This window comes from Methanosarcina barkeri str. Wiesmoor (assembly GCF_000969985.1).
In the GTDB taxonomy this organism is placed as follows: Archaea; Halobacteriota; Methanosarcinia; order Methanosarcinales; family Methanosarcinaceae; genus Methanosarcina; species Methanosarcina barkeri_B.
The window spans coordinates 2,445,345-2,469,554 of record NZ_CP009526.1; the positions used below are offsets into that span (position 1 = coordinate 2,445,345).

15 protein-coding genes and 1 pseudogene are annotated in these 24,210 nt (G+C 37.0%); 4 read left to right on the forward strand and 12 right to left on the reverse strand.

Annotation, left to right across the window (positions count from 1 at the left end; genetic code table 11):
• Window positions 1-478: 478 nt before the first annotated feature.
• The 5 genes from MSBRW_RS10245 to MSBRW_RS20305 form a co-directional block, all read right to left on the reverse strand.
• The gene (locus MSBRW_RS10245; RefSeq protein ID WP_011307743.1) at window positions 479-1,768 is read right to left on the reverse strand and encodes an ATP-binding protein; all 1,290 of its coding nucleotides are present in this window, start codon (window positions 1,766-1,768) and stop codon (window positions 479-481) included.
• A 444-nt stretch (window positions 1,769-2,212) separates the two neighbouring features.
• The gene (locus tag MSBRW_RS10250; RefSeq protein ID WP_011307742.1) at window positions 2,213-3,238 is read right to left on the reverse strand and encodes a hypothetical protein; all 1,026 of its coding nucleotides are present in this window, start codon (window positions 3,236-3,238) and stop codon (window positions 2,213-2,215) included.
• A 12-nt stretch (window positions 3,239-3,250) separates the two neighbouring features.
• Window positions 3,251-5,413, reverse strand: coding sequence for a hypothetical protein (locus MSBRW_RS10255; protein WP_011307741.1), 2,163 nt, complete (start codon window positions 5,411-5,413; stop codon window positions 3,251-3,253).
• Between the two features lie 57 nt (window positions 5,414-5,470).
• Entirely contained in the window at window positions 5,471-5,644 is a 174-nt protein-coding gene (locus MSBRW_RS22955) for a hypothetical protein (RefSeq protein WP_157209500.1), read from the reverse strand.
• A 56-nt stretch (window positions 5,645-5,700) separates the two neighbouring features.
• The gene (locus MSBRW_RS20305; RefSeq protein ID WP_052305903.1) at window positions 5,701-5,967 is read right to left on the reverse strand and encodes a hypothetical protein; all 267 of its coding nucleotides are present in this window, start codon (window positions 5,965-5,967) and stop codon (window positions 5,701-5,703) included.
• Window positions 5,968-6,276: 309 nt separating this feature from the next.
• Here MSBRW_RS20305 and MSBRW_RS10265 point away from each other — a divergent pair, with 309 nt between their 5' ends.
• Window positions 6,277-6,897: an HAD family hydrolase gene (locus MSBRW_RS10265; protein ID WP_011307740.1), complete on the forward strand. Its 621-nt coding sequence runs from the start codon at window positions 6,277-6,279 to the stop codon at window positions 6,895-6,897.
• A gap of 61 nt (window positions 6,898-6,958) precedes the next feature.
• Here the strand turns inward: MSBRW_RS10265 and MSBRW_RS10270 are convergent, their stop codons facing one another.
• From MSBRW_RS10270 to MSBRW_RS20310, 4 genes are all read right to left on the reverse strand, one after another.
• On the reverse strand, window positions 6,959-7,783 hold the full coding sequence (locus MSBRW_RS10270) for an alkaline phosphatase family protein (protein ID WP_011307739.1): 825 nt from the start codon (window positions 7,781-7,783) through the stop codon (window positions 6,959-6,961).
• A 239-nt stretch (window positions 7,784-8,022) separates the two neighbouring features.
• Window positions 8,023-8,241 carry a hypothetical protein gene (locus MSBRW_RS22960; protein WP_196297989.1) on the reverse strand — a complete coding sequence of 73 codons (219 nt, stop codon included), beginning with the start codon at window positions 8,239-8,241 and terminating at the stop codon, window positions 8,023-8,025.
• A gap of 186 nt (window positions 8,242-8,427) precedes the next feature.
• Window positions 8,428-11,313, reverse strand: a complete 2,886-nt coding sequence (locus MSBRW_RS10280) for a DUF3344 domain-containing protein (protein WP_011307737.1) — start codon at window positions 11,311-11,313, stop codon at window positions 8,428-8,430.
• 1,198 nt (window positions 11,314-12,511) lie between these two features.
• The gene (locus MSBRW_RS20310) at window positions 12,512-14,167 is read right to left on the reverse strand and encodes a DUF3344 domain-containing protein (RefSeq protein ID WP_011307736.1); all 1,656 of its coding nucleotides are present in this window, start codon (window positions 14,165-14,167) and stop codon (window positions 12,512-12,514) included.
• A gap of 885 nt (window positions 14,168-15,052) precedes the next feature.
• Here MSBRW_RS20310 and MSBRW_RS10290 point away from each other — a divergent pair.
• Window positions 15,053-16,777: a DUF3344 domain-containing protein gene (locus MSBRW_RS10290; protein WP_011307735.1), complete on the forward strand. Its 1,725-nt coding sequence runs from the start codon at window positions 15,053-15,055 to the stop codon at window positions 16,775-16,777.
• Window positions 16,778-16,876: 99 nt separating this feature from the next.
• Window positions 16,877-18,076 carry a COG1361 family protein gene (locus MSBRW_RS10295; protein WP_011307734.1) on the forward strand — a complete coding sequence of 400 codons (1,200 nt, stop codon included), beginning with the start codon at window positions 16,877-16,879 and terminating at the stop codon, window positions 18,074-18,076.
• 570 nt (window positions 18,077-18,646) lie between these two features.
• Here MSBRW_RS10295 and MSBRW_RS10300 read toward each other — a convergent pair.
• From MSBRW_RS10300 to MSBRW_RS10315, 3 genes and pseudogenes are all read right to left on the reverse strand, one after another.
• Window positions 18,647-19,501 carry a COG1470 family protein gene (locus MSBRW_RS10300; protein ID WP_011307733.1) on the reverse strand — a complete coding sequence of 285 codons (855 nt, stop codon included), beginning with the start codon at window positions 19,499-19,501 and terminating at the stop codon, window positions 18,647-18,649.
• Window positions 19,502-20,032: 531 nt separating this feature from the next.
• Window positions 20,033-20,503: pseudogene (locus MSBRW_RS10310) on the reverse strand (ISNCY family transposase); the annotation flags it as partial.
• Window positions 20,504-21,384: 881 nt separating this feature from the next.
• Window positions 21,385-22,560, reverse strand: coding sequence for a DUF2117 family protein (locus tag MSBRW_RS10315; protein ID WP_011307730.1), 1,176 nt, complete (start codon window positions 22,558-22,560; stop codon window positions 21,385-21,387).
• 441 nt (window positions 22,561-23,001) lie between these two features.
• Between MSBRW_RS10315 and MSBRW_RS10320 the strand changes: the two genes are divergently transcribed.
• The gene (locus MSBRW_RS10320; RefSeq protein WP_011307729.1) at window positions 23,002-24,186 is read left to right on the forward strand and encodes an ABC transporter permease; all 1,185 of its coding nucleotides are present in this window, start codon (window positions 23,002-23,004) and stop codon (window positions 24,184-24,186) included.
• The last annotated feature ends 24 nt before the right edge of the window (window positions 24,187-24,210 follow it).

Sequence of the window (24,210 nt, forward strand, 5' to 3'; positions counted from 1 at the left end):
CGGGATACCATACGACTGCGAAGCAGGCGGCGAAAACCGAAAAGAAGTGTGATTATTGACTAACACATTAAATTAAAAACAAAAGATTAATCAGGTAATTGAAGATTTCTTTGGTTTTTGTTTCCGACGGCGGGCTTTTTTTCGGAGGGGTGGCCGGGCAGTGGACTTATTTTTCGGAGCGGGTTTTTGAGTTCACTTATGAGAATTCTGCAGGTTAATAAGCGATAATAAGCATTTCTTAGTTGGGTGGATAAAATGAATCTATCAAACTTTGTAAAAATAGTCCCTTTTTTTATTTTTTCATTTTAACTACTGTAATTCACTTAAATAGCTTTCATCATAATGATCAGTTTAGATCTAAACCTTTCATTATAATGAAAAGTATAAAGGAAGAAGAAAGGATCAGGTATGTTTTTGTGTGGAAAATGATTCTTGGAGTGGAATGATTATGAATGAGTGTACTTGATTGTGAAATTATTCATTCGAGAAGCCATTTCCATACCGGTTTCAAAATGATTTTTTTTCCTCCTGCATCAAGTATGTCGTCCTCTTCAAACGTCAGGATAAGCCCACTGTCCAGTTTATAAGTCGTCATTGCCTCTATTAATCCTTCAATTTCTCTTTTTCTTGTTTCTGGACTGTTCAGGTCCACTGAAACCTGAATTGCTTCCTTGATCCGCATCCCTTCCCTCAGCACAAAATCACATTCCTTTTTTTCGGAATGATAATACAGTTCTTTTTCTCTTCTAAGAAGTTCAACAAAGACCAGGTTTTCAAGCCTCTGTCCTTTGTTTTCGGAAAAATTGAAAGCTACTGTTTTCAGGAAACTGTTGTCAATCGTGTAGATTTTTGAAGACGATACCTTCTGCTTTTTCAGTGAGTAGTCAAACCTGGGGAGCTGGTAGAGTAAAAACACATTCTGGAAGTAATCAAGGTAGTTTTTGATCGTACTTAAACTCTTTATTCCGGTTATTTTTCTCAATGTGGGATAGGAATACGCTCTGCCCACATTGGAAAGCAGGAACAGAACCAGGTCCTTAAGAGCTCTTACCTCTTTTATATTGTAGCGGACCAGAACGTCTTTGTTCAGGATATCTTCGAAATACCCTCTGGATAGCTCAAGGTCCCCACTTATCAGGACAAGCGGAAAGCCTCCTTTTTCGAAGTATTCCAGAAAATAGCTAAATATCTCAGCTTTTCTGGAGCTTGTAAGCATGCCAGATTCTATTTTTTCTCCTGTGATTTCGATACCCTTCAGACGCAGTAACTCCCTAAAGGAGAAAGGAAAGAGTTTGAGCACTTTGTTTCTTCCGGTCAAAAATGTAGAAATTTCTGAACTGAGAAGCTGGGAATTCGAGCCTGTGGCAAACACTTTTTTGCCTTCTTTGTAGAGGTTGTTCAGCCACCTCTCCCAGAGTGGCACATTCTGTATTTCATCGAAAAAATAATACACCTGCCCTGTTCCGCTTTTGTCCAGCTCCTCCCTATAAAACTCAATTACGAGATCCTGCAAATCCTGAAAATTCTTAACTTCAAAATCCGAAAGCCGGATATCATCAAAGTCCACATAAAACTTAACTCCTTCCAGCTGCCCGGCTATCAATTTTAAAAGCGAACTCTTCCCACACCTCCTGATCCCCGAGATGATAACGATTTCATTTCCCCGGAGGTATCTCTCAAGATCTATATCGCGGTAAACAAGCTCCTCCACTTTCCTGAAAGATTCTTGCTGGTCGATTATTACCTGTCGAAGCTGGCTTTTCTCCATCTAAGTTAGATATCTGAAAGTTGGTTTATATAGTTTTCGTTGACATTTTACTAGTGTTTATATAAGGATGTGAAATTGTAATGTAAAGTTTAAAAAGAGATATCTAAGTTTAATCACCTTCCTTGGGTCTGTAATCTCTAACAAAATCAACGAGATTCCACAGGAGTGAAAACGTTTATGAAAATTTCCGGCGGCGGGCTTTTTTTCGGAGGGATGGCCGGGCAGTGAACTTATTTTACGGGGCGGGTCTTTTGAATCGATTTTTTGAGTAAACCACGCCTGTAAGCCTAATTTTGAAGAATTTCTGAATTCAGGGCCGGTTAGAAGAATTTCGAGGAATCTTAAAACGGGGTACCATACGACTGCGAAGCAGGCGGCGAAGACCGAAAAAAGACAAAGACAAATATTTCAAAATTAAAAACAGAACAGAGATTTAAAAATTTACTAGTTTCCTATTGCTTCGAGAAGTATCTCCACAACCTTAGATGGTATAGGCACACCAAAAGCTGCTGTTGTTAGCACTGGTGCCAATAACTTTATAATTTCATTAGAGGTCAAAGTTACTACTACGTCTTTTGTGACATCTACACTGAAGGATTTAGTTTTTTTCTTTATGAGTCCAGGTATCTTTTTAAAACTAGAGATTTTTGATCTTGCATTTTGCTTCTCTTTCTCAGGAAGGTCAGATTTTTCTATTATTTCTTTGAGTGAAGTTTCATGTTGAATAATTTTTTCAAGGAAGTCATTTATCATATCATATTTTCCTGAATTTGTCAATTCGGAAAACTGCGATATAAATTTTCTCAGACATTCGGCTTCCTTACCACTGACTTTATTCGAAATTTGCATCAAATCTTCGAGATTATAATTAACGTAATCAAGCTGATGTTGTAATTTTTTTAATTCTGTTTCGTTGCCTTCAAATCCTTTCTCCACTCGAGATTTTATTGAATTACAATCTATACTTATTTTACTTAATACCTTATTTGAATTAGATACGCTCTCCTCAATGCGATTTATTTTTGTGTCTTGCACATCTAATTTACAAATAATTTCATCACGAAAAGACTGGAGAGATCGTTCTTTTTCAAAATCTAATTCTATTGACGATGAAACTGAATTTACTGGTGTAAGCAACGATATTTTTGCATTAACTGTTTTACTGTTAATTACATAAGGTAAATTAGAAATACGTAATTCGGCTAATCTTTGTAGGGCATTTCCTTGATTCATAGTTACAAGTGCATAATCTGAACTTATAGGAGAAAGAATTTCTCTAGCTTCGTCATACAACCGGACTGCAGTTTCAAGATAATCTTTTTCATTAATTCCTAAATTAGCCAGTTTTTGTAATGCATCACCCATGTTCATAGTTGCACGAGCATAGTCTAAACTTCTTGGGGTGAAGATATTTCTTGATTCTTCGTATCGTTTAACTGAAGTTTCAAGTAATTTGATACAAGAATGCATTTCGGCTAATCCTCATTTAGCCATTTTTTGTAGTGCGTTTCCTTCATTCATCAATGCACGAGCATAATCTAAACTATTTTTAGGGAATATATCCTTGGCTTTCTGAAAGAGGAGAATTGCCAGTTCCAAATCATCTTTACCATAAATCCCAATTTCCGCTAAAGATACTCTAGCAGAGCCTTCATTCATTAATGCACGGGCATAATCCATACTTTTCTTTGGAAGTATTTTTTGTGCCTCGCTATAGAGACAAACGGCAGCTACTAAGTTATCTCTACTGGTAAAACCCATTTCTGCAAGTTTTTGTCTTGCAGAACCCTCATTAATTAACAAGTTAGCATAGTACTTGCTTGTTCGAGGAAAAAAAGTCTGAGCTATACCATAAAGATGCACAGCAGTCTCCAAATTGCCATTACTATCAACACCTATTTCTGCAAGTCTTTGCCTTGCAGAGCCCTCATTCATCAACGAAATAGCATAGGATATGCTCTCTTTAGGAAGGATGGATCGTGACCCACTATAAAGATTAATTGCTGCTTCAAGATTTTCACGACTAGAAACACCTATTTCTGCAAGTCTTTGTCTTGCAGAACCCTCATTCATCAATGCACGAGCATAAGATGCGCTTGTTTTGGGGAAGATGGATTGCGATTTGCTGTAAAGACTAAAAGCAGTTTCAAGATTTTCCCTACTGTCAATACCCATCTCCGCAAGTTTCAATCTTGCATTACCCTCGTTCATCAACGTAAGAGCATAAGAAACGCTTGTTTTTTGAAAGATTTCCCTAGCAGCTCCATAAAGATTGAATGCAATTTCAAGGTTTTCTCTACTGTCAATATCCATCTCCGCAAGTTTCAATCTTGCATTACCCTCATTTGACAAAGCACGGGCATAGTCTGTGCTTTTTAGGGAAAACATTTTCCTAGAATCACCATAAAGACTAATAGCATTTTCAATATTTTCCCTGCTGTCAATGCCCATTTCTGCAAGTCTTAGTCTTGCAGAGCCCTCGTTCATCAAGGCACTAGCGTAATTTGTGCTTTTTTTGGGAAGTATTTCCCTAGAGGTGCCGTAAAGACGAACAGCATTTTCAATATTTTCCTTGCTGTCAATGCCCATCTCTGCAAGTCTTAATCTTGCATTGCCTTCATTCATCAACACACGAGCGTAAGATGCGCTTGTTTTGGGAAATATTTCTCTGGAATCTCCATAAAGACAAACAGCATTTTCCAGATTTTTTCCATTATCAATTCCCATTTCTACAAGTCTTAATCTTACATTGCCCTCATTCATCAATGCACGAGCGTAATCTACACTTTTTTTAGGAAGTATTTTTCTAGAATCACTGTAAAGACTGATAGCATTTTCCAAATTTTCTCTGCTACTAATTCCCATCTCTGCAAGTTTTAATCTTGCATCGCCCTCATTCAACAATGCACGAGCGTAATTTATGCTTTTTTCGGGGAATTTTTCTCTTGAATCGCCGCAAAGACTGACAGCATTTTCCAAATTTTCTCGGCTATTAATTCCCATCTCTGCAAGCTTTAATCTTGTACTGCCCTCATTCATCAATGTAAGAGCGTAATCTGCACCTTCTTTGGGAAATAGTTCTCTAGATTCACCGTAAAGGCTGACGGCATTTTCTAGATTTTTTCTGCTATCAATTCCCATTTCTGCAAGTCTTAATCTTGCATTACCCTCAGTCATCAATGCAAGAGCGTAATTTACACCTTTTTTGGGAAGTATTTTCAGAGCAGCATCACAAAGATGGACAGCATTTTCCAGATTTTCCTTACTATCAATGCCCATTTCAGCAATCTTGCAGAAAGCAATAGCATGATTTACTAATACACGTTTGAGTTTTACGATATCGTTTTCAGAAAGAGAAACATATATGCTATAATAGAATTTGCTGAGAAGACAATTATTGAGCTCATCGACTCCTTTTAAAGTATTTTTCAGAAAGAATGATCCCTTAACTTCAAGAAAATTACATAATCTGTCTACTTTCTGTGAACTAAATTGGTGAGAAATGTAAATAATTCGTGAAAATTCTTCATTGGTAAAGCCAACTATTACATCAACAGGAAGGTCATAAATAGTTTTAGTAAACAATCTTTTATCACTATTTGCGAAAGAGATTTCCAGTTGATGCAGGAAAGCTTCTTTATCCATATAAATATAATATATACTAATTCTTTTTAAGTTTTGTTAAATAATTTGACAGAAAACTTAAGAAACTAATATCTTGAAATAAAATGCAGTGTTCACAATTTCACTCAAACCAATTCTCCTCCAACTTCTCCTCACGTCCCTCCTGTTCTCTCGCATAAGCCACATACTCCCCTCTCTCCCTATCAAAAACAAACCTGCAAACTGTTTTGAAATAAGCCCAGTATTTGACATACTGATCTCTCTCATCGCTCAGCGTAACAGTTACCGAACCATTTTCTTCCGAAACGCTAAACAGGATAATCGATTTTCTGAGGAACGGCTGTGCTGTAAAGTTTTCCGGCTCTTTCAACATACGCAAAGGTGTCGGGAATGGCACCGGTCAAGTTGATTTTTTCTATATAATCGCTTTTTTCGACCCCGGACCAGTAGCTCACTTCCATAATTCTGTAATGGGTGGAGTTATATGAATACGCGGAAATGAACTTCTCTACAGACGAAGGATAGGTATCCTGATAGCTGATTTTCGCGCCTTCCGCGCCGGAAATATAATTCACAAGAAATAATTTTCCACCGGCAGAATTGTGAGCCAGACTACAAGCACAATTAAAAAATTGAGGTAAAATTCAGAATAGGAACGAGATTGTTCAGGTTGTGAAAATACGGACAAAAGAAATAAGTTTTAAAGTGAAACGATATCAGAATAAAATATTTCATACTCTCCTTTTAATTTTGTCTCCGCTCTTCCATTCCCTCTAACTTTTGCGCACCAATTAATTTTTCACAATGAGTACTTTTTTTAATTATGGTGTCTTAATAATTAATGGGAAGTCATTTGCTACTAAAGCAATCAAGGGAAGTTTATTATGACTGTTTTCTTCAATAAGCACAATATTATCCAGAACAGACCTGTAAGCTTTCAGAGTTCTCTCTCAAGCCATTCACATGATATCTCTTTTTCTTCCGGGCCCGTGGAAGGAATAAAACTCTTCCTTGATATGGATGGAGTCCTTACGGATTTTACCGCAGCCTGTGAGAAGCTCAGTGGCAATATGATGTTCTGGTACGGTAATGACAGGGAACTTTTCTGGAAGAAGATTACATCTGCAGGAATCGAGTTCTGGTCCGAGATGTCCTGGATGCCTGGCGGACAGGAATTGCATGGTTTCCTTAGAAGCTCGGGCCTATGTCCGACAATCCTTTCTGCAATTCCCGGACCCGAGAGAAAAAAAGCCTTAACCAATGCAAGAGAGGGAAAAATCAAATGGCTCAGGAAAGAACTCGGACCCTCTTATGCAGAAGCTGCAATTCTCTGTTACCGCCCGGAAAAAGCCTTACAATCAGGGGCTGCAAGGGTTCTTATTGATGATAACTCCGAGAACATCCGCGAATGGGAAGAAGCAGGAGGTATTGGAATCTTACATAAGAACACTAGCCGGACGATCAGGTGTTTCTCTAAGGTTCTTAAAGTCGAGCAAAAGTTCTGATATGCTAAACTTTACAGGCTAAACTTTACAGGCTAAACTTTACAGGGACGAACGAAAAGGCTTATGCTTCTTGCTTACAGGCTACGATAAGAGCCACAAAGTTTTGCCTATGGTTTTTGATATATTCTCCTTCCGCATCTTTTAACCACTTTTTTGCCCCGTGAATCGCGTGATCCCCGCAGATAAAGAAAATCGTTCCTTTTTCCGCATTTCTGTAAATCTCCCCCAGGTTTTTATCCACAGCCTCTGCAGCCTTTTTCAGTTCTTTCCAGCTTTCTGCCCTGTGGGAAAAACGGTCAAGGGTTCTGAGGTGAACCGCCATAATATCGGGCTTTTCTTTAAGGGAATGTAGCGCATAGTTCGTTATTTGAAGGTCATAATCCAGGATATCCTCGGAATTTGGAACTCCATAAAAGTCTTTTATCCTTCCCCTGAAACTTTCTGCACCTTCGGTCTCTATGATTGCTGACGCTTTCATGCCTGCCCTGCAAGCCCATTCCATAATGCTTTTCAGTCTCGGATTTTCCGAGTCTTTTGTCCTTTCAGTATAAATGTCTGCGGTTGAGTAGATATTATGCTCCTCAGGCAGGTATCCTGTAAAGATTGACGCAATTGCAGGGGAGGTTATTGTTGCTGGGGATTTGCACCTGAAGAGGAACCCTTTTTCGGCTATATTGCTCAAGTTCTTCATTATCGGAGAAAAATAGTTATAAAGAGAATACCCCAGACTGTCAACCACAATGATTACTGCTCTTTTGCAGTTTCTTTCCTTTGCGTAGCTCTCTACTTCTGGAATTGGCCTGCCAGTTGGCGGAACCATAGGGATTTTCAGTAATCTCGAGATCGTAGGGGCAATATCAATGGTGTTGCACTCTAAAATTTTCATATGCTCTCTAATATATTATCTAGCAAGCCGGCTTATATGTCTTTCCTGTATTTCTGTTTTAAGCTCAGTAACTGTATATAATTATATCAGATCAGATACAAATTTCCAAGGGATTCAAATGTCCAATGGATATGAGTATCCTGGGATAGAATAGACGCAAAAAATGAAGAGTTCTCTGAAACAGAATCCCCTGAAGAGTGAGAAGAGTTTTTCAGAATTGATAAGTATACCCTGCCAGGTTACTTTTTAGGACTTCTGTCCGGTTTGTCCAATTTATTTCCTACTTCAATCATATTGGTTTGGGTTTTTAGAGAACGAAAGAAGTCAGGATGAATAAATTCAGGACGAAAGAAGTCAGGATGAAAGAAGTCAGGATGAAAGAAGTCAGGATGAAAGAAGTCAGGATATGTCAATTTTATTTGTGTTCCGTTAATAATCAGTTGATATTTTTCCAGCATATTAACACTCGTATCCCACTCTCAGACCTTCCACTCTCAGACCTGCTTATGTACACTAAATTTTTGTACACAGGTAAGCTTAGAAAACAGAAGAACTCAGAAAAAACACTCGAAAACAAAATATCAGCCAGCCACTAAACACGACTTAATCACTTGCTAAATATAAAAAATAAAAAAACAGCCTTATTAGGCTGCTTCTGCCCAAAAGATAAGGCTTCCATTAAACTGTCCTGTAGACGAATAATTTTCTGGTAGTTCGAGCTGGGCTTCCGAGGTTTCAGATGTGTTTGAAGCTATCGTTTTACTGTAATCAGAACATTTGTTCTGGTCAAGCATAAGCCCTGTATTGAATGGGCCGTCATCCTGGTCTTCTACTTCAGCCGTTACTTTTATACTACCATGTCCATTGTTTTTGAGGGTCAGAGGTACGGATTCACTCGTTGTTCCCGGTTTTAACGTTCCGAAATCTACTGAGTTCGGTGTGACCTGCAAGCAAATTACAGGTGTGATGTTCACAGTAAGTGATACCGTAGCTGAATCCGATCCAGATGAACTTGTTCCGTTGTCACTGGTCCCATTGTCACTGGTTCCATTGTCACTGGTTCCATTGTCACTTGTTCCATTGTCACTTGTTCCATTGTCACTTGTTCCATTGTCACTGGTTCCGTTATCACTGGTTCCGTTATCACTGGTTCCATTGTCACTGGTTCCATTGTCACTGGTTCCATTGTCACTGGTTCCATTGTCACTAGTTCCGTTATCACTGGTTCCATTGTCACTGGTTCCGCCTTTATAACTGACAGCAAGAATCGCACTCGAAGGAGCAAGGTAGTCCCCACTATTATCTGTAACAGAAGGAGCAATTATCTGAGCCATGTTATTCTTGGTCAGGAGATAATTATCAACAGGCCTTGCTTCATCAATATCCAGATCTGAGTAGGGAGTTGAGTCATAAACACCAGACTTATTCATTTCATTGAATTGCAAGATAATGCCATCATGTCCTCCAGACTGAACTGTAGTCCAGAGCTTGGCGCTGTCTACATTGCTGAGATTTATAGAACCGTTGAATGGGATTTTTACGGTAGCGTCTTCAGGAGTCAGACCGCCTGAAGTACTCATTGTACTCACCATGTCACAGCCTTCGTTTATCCAGTACTCGGTTTCGTTTCCTGTGGCATCTTCATACACCACAAGTAAGCCGATTCCATCAAAGCAGACAAAATTTCCAGTTTCACTATTGATATTTGTAACTACTGTAGTATAATTTCCACTTCCTTTTACAAGATCCGTTACATCATAAGCCCAGGTACCGCTTGGGTAGTCATATACAGAGCCCCATCCCTTCTGGTCACTGTATTTTGCTTCCGGATTCAGAGAAGTCCCCTGGAACTTCAGGCTCATGGAAGGATCAACTCCGGTAGTGCCTGTAGCACTCCATGTCCAGTAATTATAGAGTCTTGCAAGCTTTATAGTTGCATTTGCAGGAAGCTTCAGGTTGTGATTTACTGTGTATGTGCTGCCAGAAGATACTTTGCCGCTGTACTTGCTGTCTCCATAATCATAAATAATGTCACCTTTTACAGTGTTGTGGGCATAAGTCTCAAGAGGCTTATCTCCTGCATATCCATTATGCTGCACTTCCTGAGTCTTGCTCAGTTTATTGTTTGTTGCTGTCGGGTCGTTGATCGTAGAACCAGGAACTATAACTGCTTTAAGAGTGTAATTCTTTGCTTCTTCTGGCTTCCAGTTAAGTTCAACTGTTTCCGCTGCCCCATTTGCAAGACCCGAAACTGGTTTGCTTTCAACAAGAGCTGTCTCAGCATAAAGTTCGACGGCAAAATCACCTGCATCGTCTGGTCCACTGTTTGTTATATTTACTTTTACGGTATTGTTCAGGTTGTCCCATACTTTATTCCCATTATTGTGCAAGACTTTTAAATCCTGTATGCTCAGGTCAGATGATACTGTTTGTCCGCTATCGTTGTCCGACGAGTTGTCTCCACTACCATTGGATGAGTTGTCTCCACTATTGTTGTCTGACGAGTTGTCTCCACTACCATTGTCTGATGAGTTGTCTCCACTATTGTTGTCCGGAGAATTATCTCCACTATTATTGTCCGAAGAATTATCTCCACTATTGTTGTCCGAAGAATTATCTCCACTATCGTTGTCTGAGGATGAAGTAGTGTATTCGGCCGTCAGTATAGCAAGTGCATTTTTATAGAACGCGCCAGTCCGATCATAGGTCAGAGTGTTTGTGCCAGTAGATTTAAAATCGTCCGTAACATCCCAAGAATCTAGCCCACAATAAGTACCCTGAGGTGTACCTGAAGTGAGTGCTTTTCCGTTGAAAGTGTATGATCCGTCTGTACTTGCCATGTGTACGTCTGTAAGTGTTGCATCTGTCAAGGACGCATCAGATGGCAAAGCTGCCTTAAATGCGGTGCTCCCAACGTAAGTTTCTCTATTGTCATCAACATAATATGTATCTGGATCATGCCCGCGGTTTACCTGATACCAGATCTTTTTTCCGCTACCGTCATTGTAAGCTACAATAAGAGTTATCAGTTTTATTCTACCATCAAAATTCTTGTCAGTAGGCTCAGTATGTACAGTAGCTTTATTTTTCCCGGATTTTACAAGGCTTGTGACATCATAATACATCATGTAGTCACTTGTTACCCTGTCAACATGGTCGTTTACCTGGACATATGCTTTTCCGTCATTACCCCCGTTGGTAATGTATTCATAAGGAACGTTGAGGGTTTCTGTTCCTAGAGTTTTATCGTTAAAACTTACTGTTGCCGTTCCCTGGTAATTGTTTTGCATGTGCCCGCAGTATACGGTTGTGAGCAACATTGCCCATTCAACTTCAGCATCATCAGGCAGTGTAAAGGTCTTGTCTATAGTTTTATCGGTGTGTATTGCCTGATCTGCTGTTCCGTAGTAGCTATCACAATAAACACCTCCACTTACTGTTCCGCTGTGGACAGAAGTCAGAGGGATTCCGCCTACGAAATTGTCAGCCAGGCAGACCCCGCTGGTCAGAATCAGAGTTAACAATATCAAAATTAGTTTTCTATTCGTTAATCTTCCTCCTGTACGTCAATTAGAGAAAGAATTCCAGAGACCTGTGCATAAGCAGTTCTTATCAGACAATTAACAGGAATCTAGACTATTACCTGTAAATGAAGAGCCAAGTCGCTTTCGTTGGGTTTTAAGGAAAGTATCAAATGCTTTTTTTCAGACTGAATGAATCAAATTAATTTCAGTTCTGAGAACTCCTTTTGACAGTTTTATCTTTAGGATTCTTTCTCCCAAGTTTTTATATAATTTTGATCATTTTTTAAGATAAATAATCATTTTCTTAATAACTTTTCAGATATATTAATCTTTCCAAATGTTTTATATGTGTAATAATATATAAGATATTATGCGTCTTGTAATTATTAATTTTTTAAAAATTATTTGATTGATGTCGATTTATTACTTGACATATTATAACTGCTAACTAATAAAAAATTCAAAAACAAATTTAATAACCAACAATTAAAAAATTTGGTTTGCACAAGTTTGCCTATCAATTTTTATAATGATGTCTAATATTCTTGATTTTTTCCAGCTAATTAATTACTATAGTTTATAATTTTTATTTCAACAAAATATAATTTTATCTTAAAATTGCTATGTATTCTTAAATAGTATTTTTTACTCACTATTTTTTCTGAATAATTGCTAAAATATTGAATAAAATATCGAAAATATTGTCCTTATAATCCTTATTTCCCACATTCCGTAGATGTATACAGATGTAGAATTTATTTTCCTAATTGTCCAGGAGAGCCAATCAAAGAATGAGCTAATTTTTAATTACTACCACATTGAGATAATTGATGGCATTCTTGTGTACATCTGCGGAAAGTGAGTTATTTGATAGTTTCTATAAGCTAACTACAGTGTTCCCACAAAATAGAAAAAAATTAAAGAATGCAAGGTAGAAATTCAAATAATTTGAACTAAGCAAAAACGTGAAGCTTATTTATACATTATAAAATTTATATTTCTGTTAAACGGACACGATATTTTTCGAATAACAGGTACAAACAAATGAAAGTACTTTTCACCTTATTCTTTATAATAAATAACTCCCCCACTGCCATTAAACCCTACCATTTTTATATTATAACATATTTATATATTTGTTTATTTGTTTATTTGTTTATTTGTTTATTTGTTTATTTGTTTATTTGTTTATTTATTTGTTTATTTATTTTACAATTATGTAATTAGATATTGTTTTAGTGTTAATACCTGCTGCGTTGGCAACTGTAAGCGTCACTTTATACTTTCCTGCCTTTGAATACTTATGAATTGGATTCTGTTTTGCTGAAATTTTTCCGTCTCCAAAGTTCCATTTCCATTTTTTTGGCGTTCCTGTACTTTTGTCAGTGAAGGTAACTTTTAGTGGTGCTTTTCCAGAGGTTGGAGACGCAGAAAATGCAGCAACTGGTTTTGCTATTACTGTTATATAATTTGTTTTTGTTACCGTATTAATACCGGCTGCATTGGCAACTGTAAGCGTCACTTTATACTTTCCTGCCTTTGAATACTTATGAATTGGATTCTGTTTTGCTGAAATTTTTCCGTCTCCAAAGTTCCATTTCCATTTCTTTGGCGTTCCTGTACTTTTGTCAGTAAATTTAACTTTTAGTGGTGCTTTTCCGAAGGTTGGAGACGCAGAAAATGCAGCAACTGGTTTTGCTATTACCTTTATATATTCTGTTTTTGTTACCGTGTTCTTGCCTTTAGCATTCTTTACCGTTAAGCTAACAGTATATGTTCCTGCTTTAGAATACTTGTGAACCGGATTCTGTTGGAATGACTTTGATCCATCTCCAAAATTCCAGAACCATTTAGAAGGTATTCCTGTGCTTGTATCAGTAAATTTAACTTTTAGTGGTGCTTTTCCGGAGGTTGGAGATGCAGAGAATGCAGCAACTGGTTTGTTACTAGAGGTCTTGTATTCTGCTGTCAGTATGGCAAGTGAATTCTTATAGAATGGGGCATTCCTGTCATAGGTCAGGGTGTTTGTGCCGGTAGATTTAAAATTGTTTTTAACATCCCAAGAATCAGATCCACAATAAGTACCCTGAGGTTTGCCTGAAGTGAGTGTTTTTCCGTTGAAAGTGTATGATCCGTCTGTACTTGCCATGTGTACGTCTGTAAGTGTTGCAGATGTTAGTGTAGAACTCGCTGGTAAAGCTGCCTTAAAAGCTGTGCTTCCTATGTAGTTTTCACCCAGGTTATTCTCACTATAATATGTATCTGGATCATGCCCGCGGTTTACCTGATACCAGATCTTTTTTCCGCTACCGTCATTGTAAGCTACAATAAGAGTTATCAGTTTTATTCTACCATCAAACTTCTTGTCAGTAGGCTCCGTGTGTACAGTAGCTTTATTTTTCCCGGATTTTACGAGGCTTGTGACATCGTAATACATCATGTAGTCACTGGTCACTCTGTCAACATGGTCGTTTACCTGGACATATGCTTTTCCGTCATTACCCCCGTTAGTAATATAGTTATAAGGAACGTTAAGAGTTTCTGTTCCGAGAGTCTGCCCGTTAAAGCTCACCTTTGCAAGACCCTGGTAATTGTTTTGCATGTGTCCGCAGTATACGGTTGTGAGCAACATTGCCCATTCGACTTTGGCGTTAGCCGGCAATGTAAAGGTCTTGTCTATAGTTTTAGCTGTGTGTATTGCCTGATCTGCTGTTCCGTAGTAGCTATCACAATAAACACCTCCACTTACTGTTCCGCTGTGGACAGAAGTCAGAGGGATTCCGCCTACGAAATTGTCAGCCAGGCAGACTCCACTACTCAGAATCAGAGTTAACAATATCAAAATTAATTTTCTATTCATTAATCTTCCTCCTGTACTTCTTAGAGAAAGAATTCCAGAGATCTGTGCACAAGCAGTTCTTATCAGACAATTAACAGGAACCTAAGTATTGCCAATAAAAGTAAAGTCAAATAATGATTATTCTGTTTTAGGAAATGTGACCAAATATGCTTTCAGACTAAATATACCATATCAATTCCCGTTTCTGAGTGACTCCTTTTGACAGTTATCTTTTAAGTTCTTTCTCATAAGTTATCTCAGACTATATTTAATTTTTAATACTAATAATTATTTTATTAACAATTTTTAGGATATATTAATCTTTCTAAACATCTTAGAAGGGAAAATATATCTAAATTTTTGTGCTCATTTGTCATATTTATTTTGACAAATTCCGATATTTACCTTAAACTGTGGGTGTTAATTGGTGAAAACCACAATGATTAGCAACAGTTTGCATTTTTCCAAAAAAGCAGTGATAATACTCGTTTTTCAAAATTGATCACTTGCTCTTGTACAAACCCACAAACTCCAAAAATGAAAGTCTATTATGTGTGGTTTCTGTGGAGGAAGATTGGGTTCTATGGATTTCCATATAACATCACCGATTTCACAATATGATATAATTTTATATTTATAATTTTGAGCCAATATCAGTTTCAGGATAGGTCCAATATAATTATATTAAATATAACACTAAAAATCATAATTTTTTAGAATAAAATAACACCATTTAGAAAAATTAATATATGAATAATATGAAGTATGATAAAATTTGAAGTTTTTTGAGACAAAGTATGATTTAAAATAGAAATCATTCCATATAAAAAATTAGGAGAGCTTTCAGTTAATTCCTTAAAGAGTTGCCAGATACTAAAAAACTTATTGAGAAATGAGAGAATAAATATGCTGTTAAAGAGCAGTAAGTTGAACAGGTTTTTACTGTATGCTGCAGGAACTTTAATCATTTTTATGTATGTTTCTCCTTGCCTGGCAACTTACAATTTCGAAGGTATTCCTGAACAGGATGAATTGATTGAAGCTACATCAGGGACGGTAAAAGGTGGGCTTTACGTTGATGGGGGTGAGGGGCTTAAGGAGACTCCTTATGTGCAGGAATTCAATGTTCCGGGAGATTCTGTAAAATGGGCCAGGGCATATGTGGGAGTCTGGGGCGGTACAGAAAAAAAAACTGGAACTCTGGATTTTACTGTCAATGGGAAAGATTTCGAAAGCGTGGATCTTGAAGGTGAAGCAGATAAGGGAGATGATGAGGGTCAGAATCCCTCAATATATTGTACTGGACATGGGGTATACTGGGTAGCTTATGACGTAAGCACGAATATAAGTACCGGACCTGTAAAAGTGGAAGTAAAAACTGAAGGGGACATTGATGGCAGAATATATGGTATAATCCTTGCTGCTGTATATGAAGATAAAGACGGAGAAGATACAAAGTACTGGATAAAGGAAGGAAACCTGAATCTTCACGGCGAAGGATGGAGTGGAGATCTGGCATCAACGCATGATGAAGGATATGCCGAATTTTCGGGAAATATAGATACTGATAAGTACAAAACTGCAACCCTTGCTGTAGCCTACCTATGCGGCAGCCCAGGACTTGAAGACTCTCTCTACTTTAACGATGAACAACTTTCGGATGGAGATAACAAAAACGATATTGCAAATTCAAGAAGTTATTTTGATCTAAAATTCTTTGATGTACTGGACTTTCTTACGGAAGATGACAACGAAGTCAAGTTCCAAAGAGACGATGAAGATTATGTCCATCCTGTACTGGCCGCGCTAACTTTGGGAACGGAAGAAGCTGGAAGCTCTTCTGACCTTATAGTCTCCAGACTTACTTTACCTGTGCTCTGCGCAGGTGAAGATAATGTCATCAAGGCAAACATTAAAAATATCGGAAAAGACTCAGCAAGTAGTTTTCAGGCAGCACTTTATGCTGATGATGAAGTCGTATCCACTGCTACCGTATCTTCTCTTGCTAGTGAAAAAAATAAAACTATAGAGTTTAACTGGAAACCTGCCAGTGACGGACAGAGGGCTCTAAAAGTATATGTCGACTACGTAAACAAAATAAAAGAAAAATGTGAAGTAAATAATTACAACGTTCCTGTTCTTGCTAAGGTTATCGATATAACTCCACCCGAGATTGAAATAAAATCACCGGAAGACGGAAGTTTCGTAGATGCTGGAGAGATAACTGTAAGCGGAACGGTTGAAGACACAAGTCGAAACTTAACAGTGGATGTGAACGGAAAGAAAGCACTGCTTTCAGGTGGGAGCTGGAGCGCAAAAGTTCCTTTAGCTTCAGGGCCTAATGTAATAGCTGTTTGCGCGATGGACAGAGCAAATAACACAGCAAAAGAAGTTATTGTTCTCAACCGAAAAGCTTCTTTCCTGCGTGACTTTAATGAATCTTCCAGGTCTATGAATCAAAATAACACAAAATCTGCCAATGAAACATTTCAGATTTCCCGGCATAAAGACCTGTCACAAAATAGAATATATCTATTTTTCAAAAAATTGATTTCTAATTGGTGGGACGAGGTTGAAAATCGAAGCATACAATCGGAACCTTTACATAGATTATTCTATGACGGATCCTAAAGAAATTGGAAAGCAGGTAGTTTCCTCCAAATTTTGCGTAGTCTCTGGGTTTCTTTTGGCTGCTTTACTCATAAAGTTTCAAAACTGGAGGGAACAATCATGAACAGAAAAAGTAATTTCTATATAACTGCGGTTTTTTTAATCATTATTTACACGCTCATATATATTATGCCTGCTGCGGCAAATGAAGATGACTGGAACAGCCTTACCGTTACCCTCGGAAATGAAAATTCAATAGTAAGCATAGTTTCTGTTGATGAATACACTATTGAAGCACTGAATTTTGATGGTTATGGCATGGTATGGCTTCGAGTCTCGAAAAACGGTTTGGCTCTTGGAGATACTGTCCTGGAAAATAACAGTTCAAGCTGGTGTTATATGGACAACGACAATATACGGCTTAAGGCTTTCAACGTCACCAATAAGGAAAGTCTTCCTATGTTTTCTAATCTTTGTTCACCTGAAGCAGAAGTAGTTTTTGAAGCAAAAAGGCCTAAAGAAGAATCATCTGCCGAAGATAATGTGCATCTGGAACTTGATTTGGAAGCTGACAAAGATGAGTACCTGCTTGGTGATGAAGTAATTGTTGATACGGAAATTCGAAATATAGGGAAAATTAAAGCAGATAAGGTAAAATTTGATTTTGACTCCGATGGGCTTCTAGTTCATGAAGGGGGTCCTGAGAATATATCGATTGATAAAGGTTCAAAAAAGTCTTTTGAACTTCGGTTCAGGTTTCCAGAAAAAATAAAAGAGAATTATAATATAACTGCAAATGTGAGTTGGGAAGATAATTCCGGCAAACATTTCCTTTCAAAAGTTGTAGAAATTTCAGTCAGCGAGCCTCTGGAAATATATAAAAACACTGGGTCCGAAGTTTTTATAGGGACTCCTGCATATGTTACGGTTTCCGTTAAAAACGTTCAAGACAGACCTGCAAATATCTCATTAATCGACCTGTTGCCAGCAACATTTACAATAATTAACAACTCCAAACTGGCTGCTAGTGTCCTGGGTCTGGATAGTTCGCCTTATTTGAGCCAGGATTTTGTGCTGGCCCCGGAAGAAATGAAAACATTTTCTTACTCGATCAAATCCGAAAAAACCGGAGCACACAGAGTACCGCAAACTCATGCATACGCAAATTTATGCGGACAACTATACAACGAATATTCAGATTCCGAAAATATAATTACAGTATATGATAATATTTCATACAAAGAATATAATCAGGAGACTCAAGTAGAAAAAATACCTCCTGTAGAAACAAAATTGCACGTTGAGCTGGTTCCTGCATAATTTTTTCGATTTTCAGAACTTTTTATATTCAGAACTTTTTATATTCAGAACTTTTTATATTCAGAACTTTTTATATTCAGAACTTTTTATATTCAGAACTTTTTATATTCAGAACTTTTTATTTTCAGAACTTTTTATTTTCAGAACTTTTTATATTCAGAACTTTTTATTTTCAGAACTTTTTATATTCAGAACTTTTTATTTTCAGAACTTTTTATAACTTGAGAGTGCGGAGAAATTCAAGAGTACTGTGCTTTCACTGCTTATCCGACAATTCTGTTGTAGGGTAAAAAAATTCTATTGTGGGGTAAAAAGATAACAAAATAAATATGAAATCTTCGAATAACAAATACAAATAGATAATAATACGTGAAAGCACTTTCACGCCAGAGTTGGATGAAATCGCTGTTGACAGAACATTTTTCAGTTCAATTGTTGACTATCAGTAGATTACTATTTTTTTCGCGATATTTGGAAGATAAGTTTAAGTTCTTTTTTTGAAAATCTGGAAATTCCGAATCATCTTATTCTCTTTCTAATTTTCGCTGAGAAGTTCCAGTTATATATTTCTTATTTAAGTAGCCGCCTTCTCATTAGCAGCCCTGAAATCATCAGGCATACATACGCAAGGGGTGCATTAAAGCCAGGTAAAACATGGAACTTTTCTTCATAACTTTCAATTTTGGTCAGAGCAAAAGTATTTTTTTCATCAAGGCTTTTGATTGTATCACCAAGACTCTTTGTAGTAACTTCAAAACTTCTGGTTGCATTGTCAATACTCTTGGTCACAATTGCTTGCAAATTTCCAGTGTAATCTTTTAGTTCCTCATCTATATGAGTAACATTCTGAGTAAAATTAAGCCCGTTGTCGATGTTTTTTTCCAAAGATTGCTGCAAGGTCTCATTGATTTCTATTTTAGCTAAAGGATCTGAGGAGTTTTCTGTTCCTTTTGAAGAACTACTGTCAGAAGAGATTTTTTTAGAAGAACCACTCTCGGAAGAAACTTCTTTAGAAGAACTCTCTTCTAATGTGGAGAGCTCAACATAAACAGGGATTATGACCCCTGCCCCAACCGATCTTCCTGGTACGGTACATGGAACATATATTTTACATTTAATGTCTGTTTCAGCGGAAGCGGGAACTTTGAGCGTGACTTTAACTTCTTTCGTATCTCCTGCTTTTAGATCAAAGGAGGAGGGAGAAAAGGTAAACCAATTTTGATAAGCACTTTCATTAACAAAAACATCATATCTTGCAGTTTCATTTCCTGTATTTATCACATATATCTGTTGCTCTGCGGACGTCCCAGGAGCAAGTTTAAAACTCATATTTCCTGGGTTCACTCCAATGCCCATACCATACGCTGTAGTTCCTTGCAATGAGATCATAAGAACACTAATGAATAACACAATTTTTACTCTCATTTACAAACCTCATTATTTCCCAGTGACTCAGTTCCAAAATCTAGTGATAAAAATAAGTGTAACATCACTACATAAATTTATAAATTTATAATTTTGTAATTATGTAATAATGTTACGGCACAACGATGGTAACTATAAATCTTAATCTTAATAACTTTTCGGACCTCTCTGTTCTCTTAAACCTTTTTGATAGTTTTGACAATGATTACGAATATACTGCAAGAGGAGTTTTTCGCAGAAAAACTCCTCCAACTTGTCCCATTTGTAATACTCGTATGGTTCATAATGGCTATAATTCATACACCAAAAAAGCTCTTGGAGCAATCAAGATTGAGAGATATAAATGCTCAAATTGTGGTAGTATATGCGAAGAAGATCATAGTTTTTGGGAACATCTGAAAACTTTACTTTTTGACTCATTTAATAATTTTTTCCAGGTACTCAGATATCATAGCATTTCTTATATATCATAGCATTTCTTATGATGGAATTTCTGATGTAATGGCCTTTATACTTCCAAGATCAAAAAGCTCTATTTTGATTAAATTCCTTTTTTACCTTTTTACTCCATTCTAAATGTTTTTTTTCGCTATTAATTACGTTAAGTTCTTTAGATAGAAGTTTTTCCAGAAATTTGATCTCATTTTCACGATTATAAAATATATTCAATAATCTGTATTTTAGTAATTCTTGTTCAATAGTTGTTTTCTTTGGGAAATCACTAACTATAAGCTTGTTTAAGTGCATCAAACAATATTGATGCACTAACTTCTCTCCAAAAACTTCCTTTAATATATTAGGATATCTCTTATCAAAATCCGTAACAATAAACACAGTTTCTGATGAATCAAGATTTTTCCGTAGAAATTTTTTGATGGTTTCTGGACTTTTATCTTCGAAAAGTTCATCCGCTATTGATCTATGAGTTTTTGCATCCAATAAGGTTAAACGGTATTTCTGACACCTTCCTTTTTTCGGATGCTGTTCGTCATAATGTACTATACGAGGTCATCCCAAAACTTGAAATTTGCTTCTTGGACCTTGTATTTTGAATAATCAATCAAGCTCATGATCATGAAAATAATTCTGAAAATTCCCAATGATTAAGAGTAAAGTGGCTTTTGGGATAGGCTCTACGTGTATTTCCTGAGATTGGAACATTTTTCTTTTCTATTTTTTTCGTTGAATGCTCAAAATATAGATATAAGTTAAAGCTAAAAAGGAGGCGAAAGAAAGAAAATCTTCCATTTAATATTAGGGTCCTTCCAAATCAGTACCAAAACTAAGGGCATACAATGCTTATTTTAAATGATAGGTATGCATTTAGAGTTTTCCCAATTAAGGTACACTTTAAAAATCAATTTTTTAGATAAATAATCTATAATACTCTTTTAAATCAAGAAAAAAGTGAGATAAATACTTTATTCTTTTACAATTTATGTTTATTTATAAATAAGGCATATGATGTCATTTTCATCCATACAAAATTCAATGTTAAAAGTAAGGATAAATCAACGTTTAATTTAACAATTAAAGTACTTAAGTCATTTAAACAGCAAATAGATCATTTAATGAATGTATCTTAACTGGGGGAAGGCTGACACTACATTATATTTGGCAAATAAAGTTCAATATCCCTTAAAAAACTAATCATTTTTCAAGGGGTCTAATTTAATAGTCTTGAAAAAGCAAAATAGAACTTCAATAAATTAATGGAAAATTGCAGCTTTTTGAGGTAATTAGCAGAGAAAAAATGTAGGTTTAAGGAAGTAACAATAAGAGAAATAACTAGATTATGGAATTGTGTCAATTTTATGCATAGTTTAAGTTTGACTTTCCACGTTCAGGGGTTATTCTGGCTTTTGTGTAAATGTAAAAACAATTCAATATTCTAAGACGGATTCAAGAGAATTTTCTGCGAGATTCATGATTCTTAACTTCAAATTATCCAGATTTTCAAAAAAGGCGACTTTTTTTCCTGATAAAATATCTTGCAGAATTAGTCTACCGAACTCGTCATCCTGTCCGGATTTTAAATTCAGGATCACAGAACCCGCAGAATAGGTAACTGAAGCTGCAAGTTCGTCACAGTCGCCATCTGTAACTCCAATTATCGGAATTCCAAACCTAGAAAATATACTTCCTGCAATCTCAGTTGTGTCGTCTCCAATGGTAATAGCAAGGTCTGCTCCCTCAATCATCTCAAGTGAACGCTCTGCGCAGTGGTCTATTAGAATGACTTTAATTCCGCGTTCAGGGGTTGTCTCCATTAAAGAGTTCTTTTTTAAAATAGCAGTTTTTGCCACACATTCACTTTTGCCTTCAAGAGGATTTTTGCAGTCTTTGAAATTTTCCCGCTGAGTACCGGTTTTTACCCAGGACCTGGAAAGGTCTATAGGTACTCTTTCTCCGTGCTTATGGAGAATATCAATACCTTGCTCTTTTAGAATTCCTCCTTCCATTGAGGTCAGGAAACCATCTTCGGATATGAGGGTGATCTCAGAAGAAGTAGCTTTTCCGATGATGATCCCCTCAACAAGTATGTATGCCCCGGGAAAGGCTGATATTTTCCTCAGAACCCGCCTTCCCTGATTTGTGACTTCAATACTATTAATCGGACGCGGAGGCTGGGAAATTTTCAGATTAAGCAATTTGGAAAGTTTTTCTGCATGGAGTTCAGCAGCCTGATTCCATGGGATGATTTCACCATCGGGACAACCGGGCCTTTCTATCTGTATAAGGGGCTTTTCATCATGATTTTCTACATGCGAGACTACGATCCTCCCAAAAGTCCGGCCTGTATTAAGCTCTCTACCATGGTTCAGAAGGCATACCATATCATTTGATTTAAAGAGAGTCCCAATACAGGCACTTGGACTCAGAAACTGGTTGATTTCAATCAAGTCTTCCAAACCGGCATCAATAACTGCAACTTTTCCCAATGTACCGCAGAGACAGGCGTCGACAAGGTTTTCCCTGGAGAGTAGTGTAAGAATATTTTTAATTATCTGAGGGGAATCCATAAGCTGGACATTATGAATAACAATTCCAATCTTCATAGATACAAGTCATATAGTCAAACTAATTATACTCATCGAATTAATTTCGTATTAAATAATTTATATTTCTTCATAATCTTTAGTTATATTAATTTTTATATTATCAAAATCTGTTTGGATATATCTTATGGCTAAGCTTGCACATACGATTAATACAGCGTAGCAACCTCATTTTTGACTATTAAGTAACAAATGACAGTTTAAATTCGGGTTTAAATTCGAGCTTGTTTTCAAATAAGTACCTGTAAAAAATCAAAAAAGATATATATTCATAAATTATGTTAACTAATATAAAATAAGTAACATTTAATCTTGTAATCCGCAATGTTTTTTCTTTCATTAATATACGTTACTGTGATTTTAATGCATTGATCTGGCTACGTTTTGGCCTCATCTCTGCCCCATTACAGTAATGGAAAAGGAAGCAAGGATTGTTGAACGATGTTTGACGAAGAATTTTCAATGGCAATAAGGCAGTTGCGTCTTAAAAAACTCCGAAGCCTGTTGATCCTTCTAGGAATCGCAATTGGAGTAGCATCTGTAGTAGCCGTCGTATCCTTAGGAGAAGGTCTCCGAATCAATGCGGTAGAAGAAATTCAGAAGTCTCGTGACCTGACTTTGATTGATGTTTCTCCGGGTTTAAAAGACAATGGACTCATCCTGATAAGCGAGTCGAAAGTAGAAGAACTAAAAGGATATGGAAAGCTTGTCTGTCCGTATGTAAAGGATGCCTATGTTAGCCCTTCAGGAAGCTATTTTGACTTGTTTGGTGTTCAGGAAGATTACAGAACTGCAAATGAGCTTGAGCTTGCCGGAGGGAGCTGGTTTGAGAGTGGACAGAACCAGATTGTACTTGGAAGTGACCTGTGGGGAAAACTGGAAAAATTAGATGGAGCCAAAATAGGAACACCCATGACAGCTAAGCTGCGGCTTTATGGAGACGATGGAAGACCAATCGATAAGGAAGTAAGCTTTATTCCAATGGGCTACCTAAAGCCAACCGGAGGCGAAATCGACAATGGAGCCTTTATGAGGCTTGAATATGCAAAAAAACTCAGCAAAAAGGAGTATTATGACGGAGCTCTGGTTAAGGTGGAAAGTTCCTCTTTTGTTGCCGATACAAGAAATCAGATCGAAAAACTTGGGCTTGCTACTTCAAGTGCCCAGGATGAAATCGATTCAGTTAACCGGATAATGAATGGGATAACTCTTGTCCTTGCCTTTTTTTCGAGTATTACCTTGCTTGTAGGTGGACTAATGGTAATCAACACTATGGTGGTATCGGTCTACGAACGAACCAGGGAGATAGGGATCTCAAAAGCTCTTGGTGCTTCAGAATCTGACATCCTGCGAATGTTTTTAGCTGAATGTCTGTTTATTGGGGCACTTGGAGGGATTTTTGGAGATTTTTTTGGTATCATATTTTCAACGCTCATAGATAGAGTAGGAAGGCCCCTGTTGGTATCACGTCTCGGAATTGAAAATATTGGCCATCTGACTGCATTAAACTTCGAGATTCTTGCAGCCGGTTTTATAATCTCCTTATTTGTGTCCGTGCTTTCAGGACTTTATCCTGCCTGGAGGGCTGCAAAATTGGATCCTATTAAGGCACTGAGACATCTTTGAATGGAATACTTAGCTTTTCCTGGA

Coding starts and splice junctions, on each gene's coding strand:
- MSBRW_RS10245 (WP_011307743.1), bottom strand. CDS start 1,768: ATGGAGAAAAGCCAGCTTCGACAGGTAATAATCGACCAGCAAGAATCT.
- MSBRW_RS10250 (WP_011307742.1), bottom strand. CDS start 3,238: ATGCATTCTTGTATCAAATTACTTGAAACTTCAGTTAAACGATACGAA.
- MSBRW_RS10255 (WP_011307741.1), bottom strand. CDS start 5,413: ATGGATAAAGAAGCTTTCCTGCATCAACTGGAAATCTCTTTCGCAAAT.
- MSBRW_RS22955 (WP_157209500.1), bottom strand. CDS start 5,644: ATGTCAAATACTGGGCTTATTTCAAAACAGTTTGCAGGTTTGTTTTTG.
- MSBRW_RS10265 (WP_011307740.1), top strand. CDS start 6,277: ATGACTGTTTTCTTCAATAAGCACAATATTATCCAGAACAGACCTGTA.
- MSBRW_RS10270 (WP_011307739.1), bottom strand. CDS start 7,783: ATGAAAATTTTAGAGTGCAACACCATTGATATTGCCCCTACGATCTCG.
- MSBRW_RS22960 (WP_196297989.1), bottom strand. CDS start 8,241: ATGCTGGAAAAATATCAACTGATTATTAACGGAACACAAATAAAATTG.
- MSBRW_RS20310 (WP_011307736.1), bottom strand. CDS start 14,167: ATGAATAGAAAATTAATTTTGATATTGTTAACTCTGATTCTGAGTAGT.
- MSBRW_RS10290 (WP_011307735.1), top strand. CDS start 15,053: ATGCTGTTAAAGAGCAGTAAGTTGAACAGGTTTTTACTGTATGCTGCA.
- MSBRW_RS10295 (WP_011307734.1), top strand. CDS start 16,877: ATGAACAGAAAAAGTAATTTCTATATAACTGCGGTTTTTTTAATCATT.
- MSBRW_RS10300 (WP_011307733.1), bottom strand. CDS start 19,501: ATGAGAGTAAAAATTGTGTTATTCATTAGTGTTCTTATGATCTCATTG.
- MSBRW_RS10315 (WP_011307730.1), bottom strand. CDS start 22,560: ATGAAGATTGGAATTGTTATTCATAATGTCCAGCTTATGGATTCCCCT.
- MSBRW_RS10320 (WP_011307729.1), top strand. CDS start 23,002: ATGTTTGACGAAGAATTTTCAATGGCAATAAGGCAGTTGCGTCTTAAA.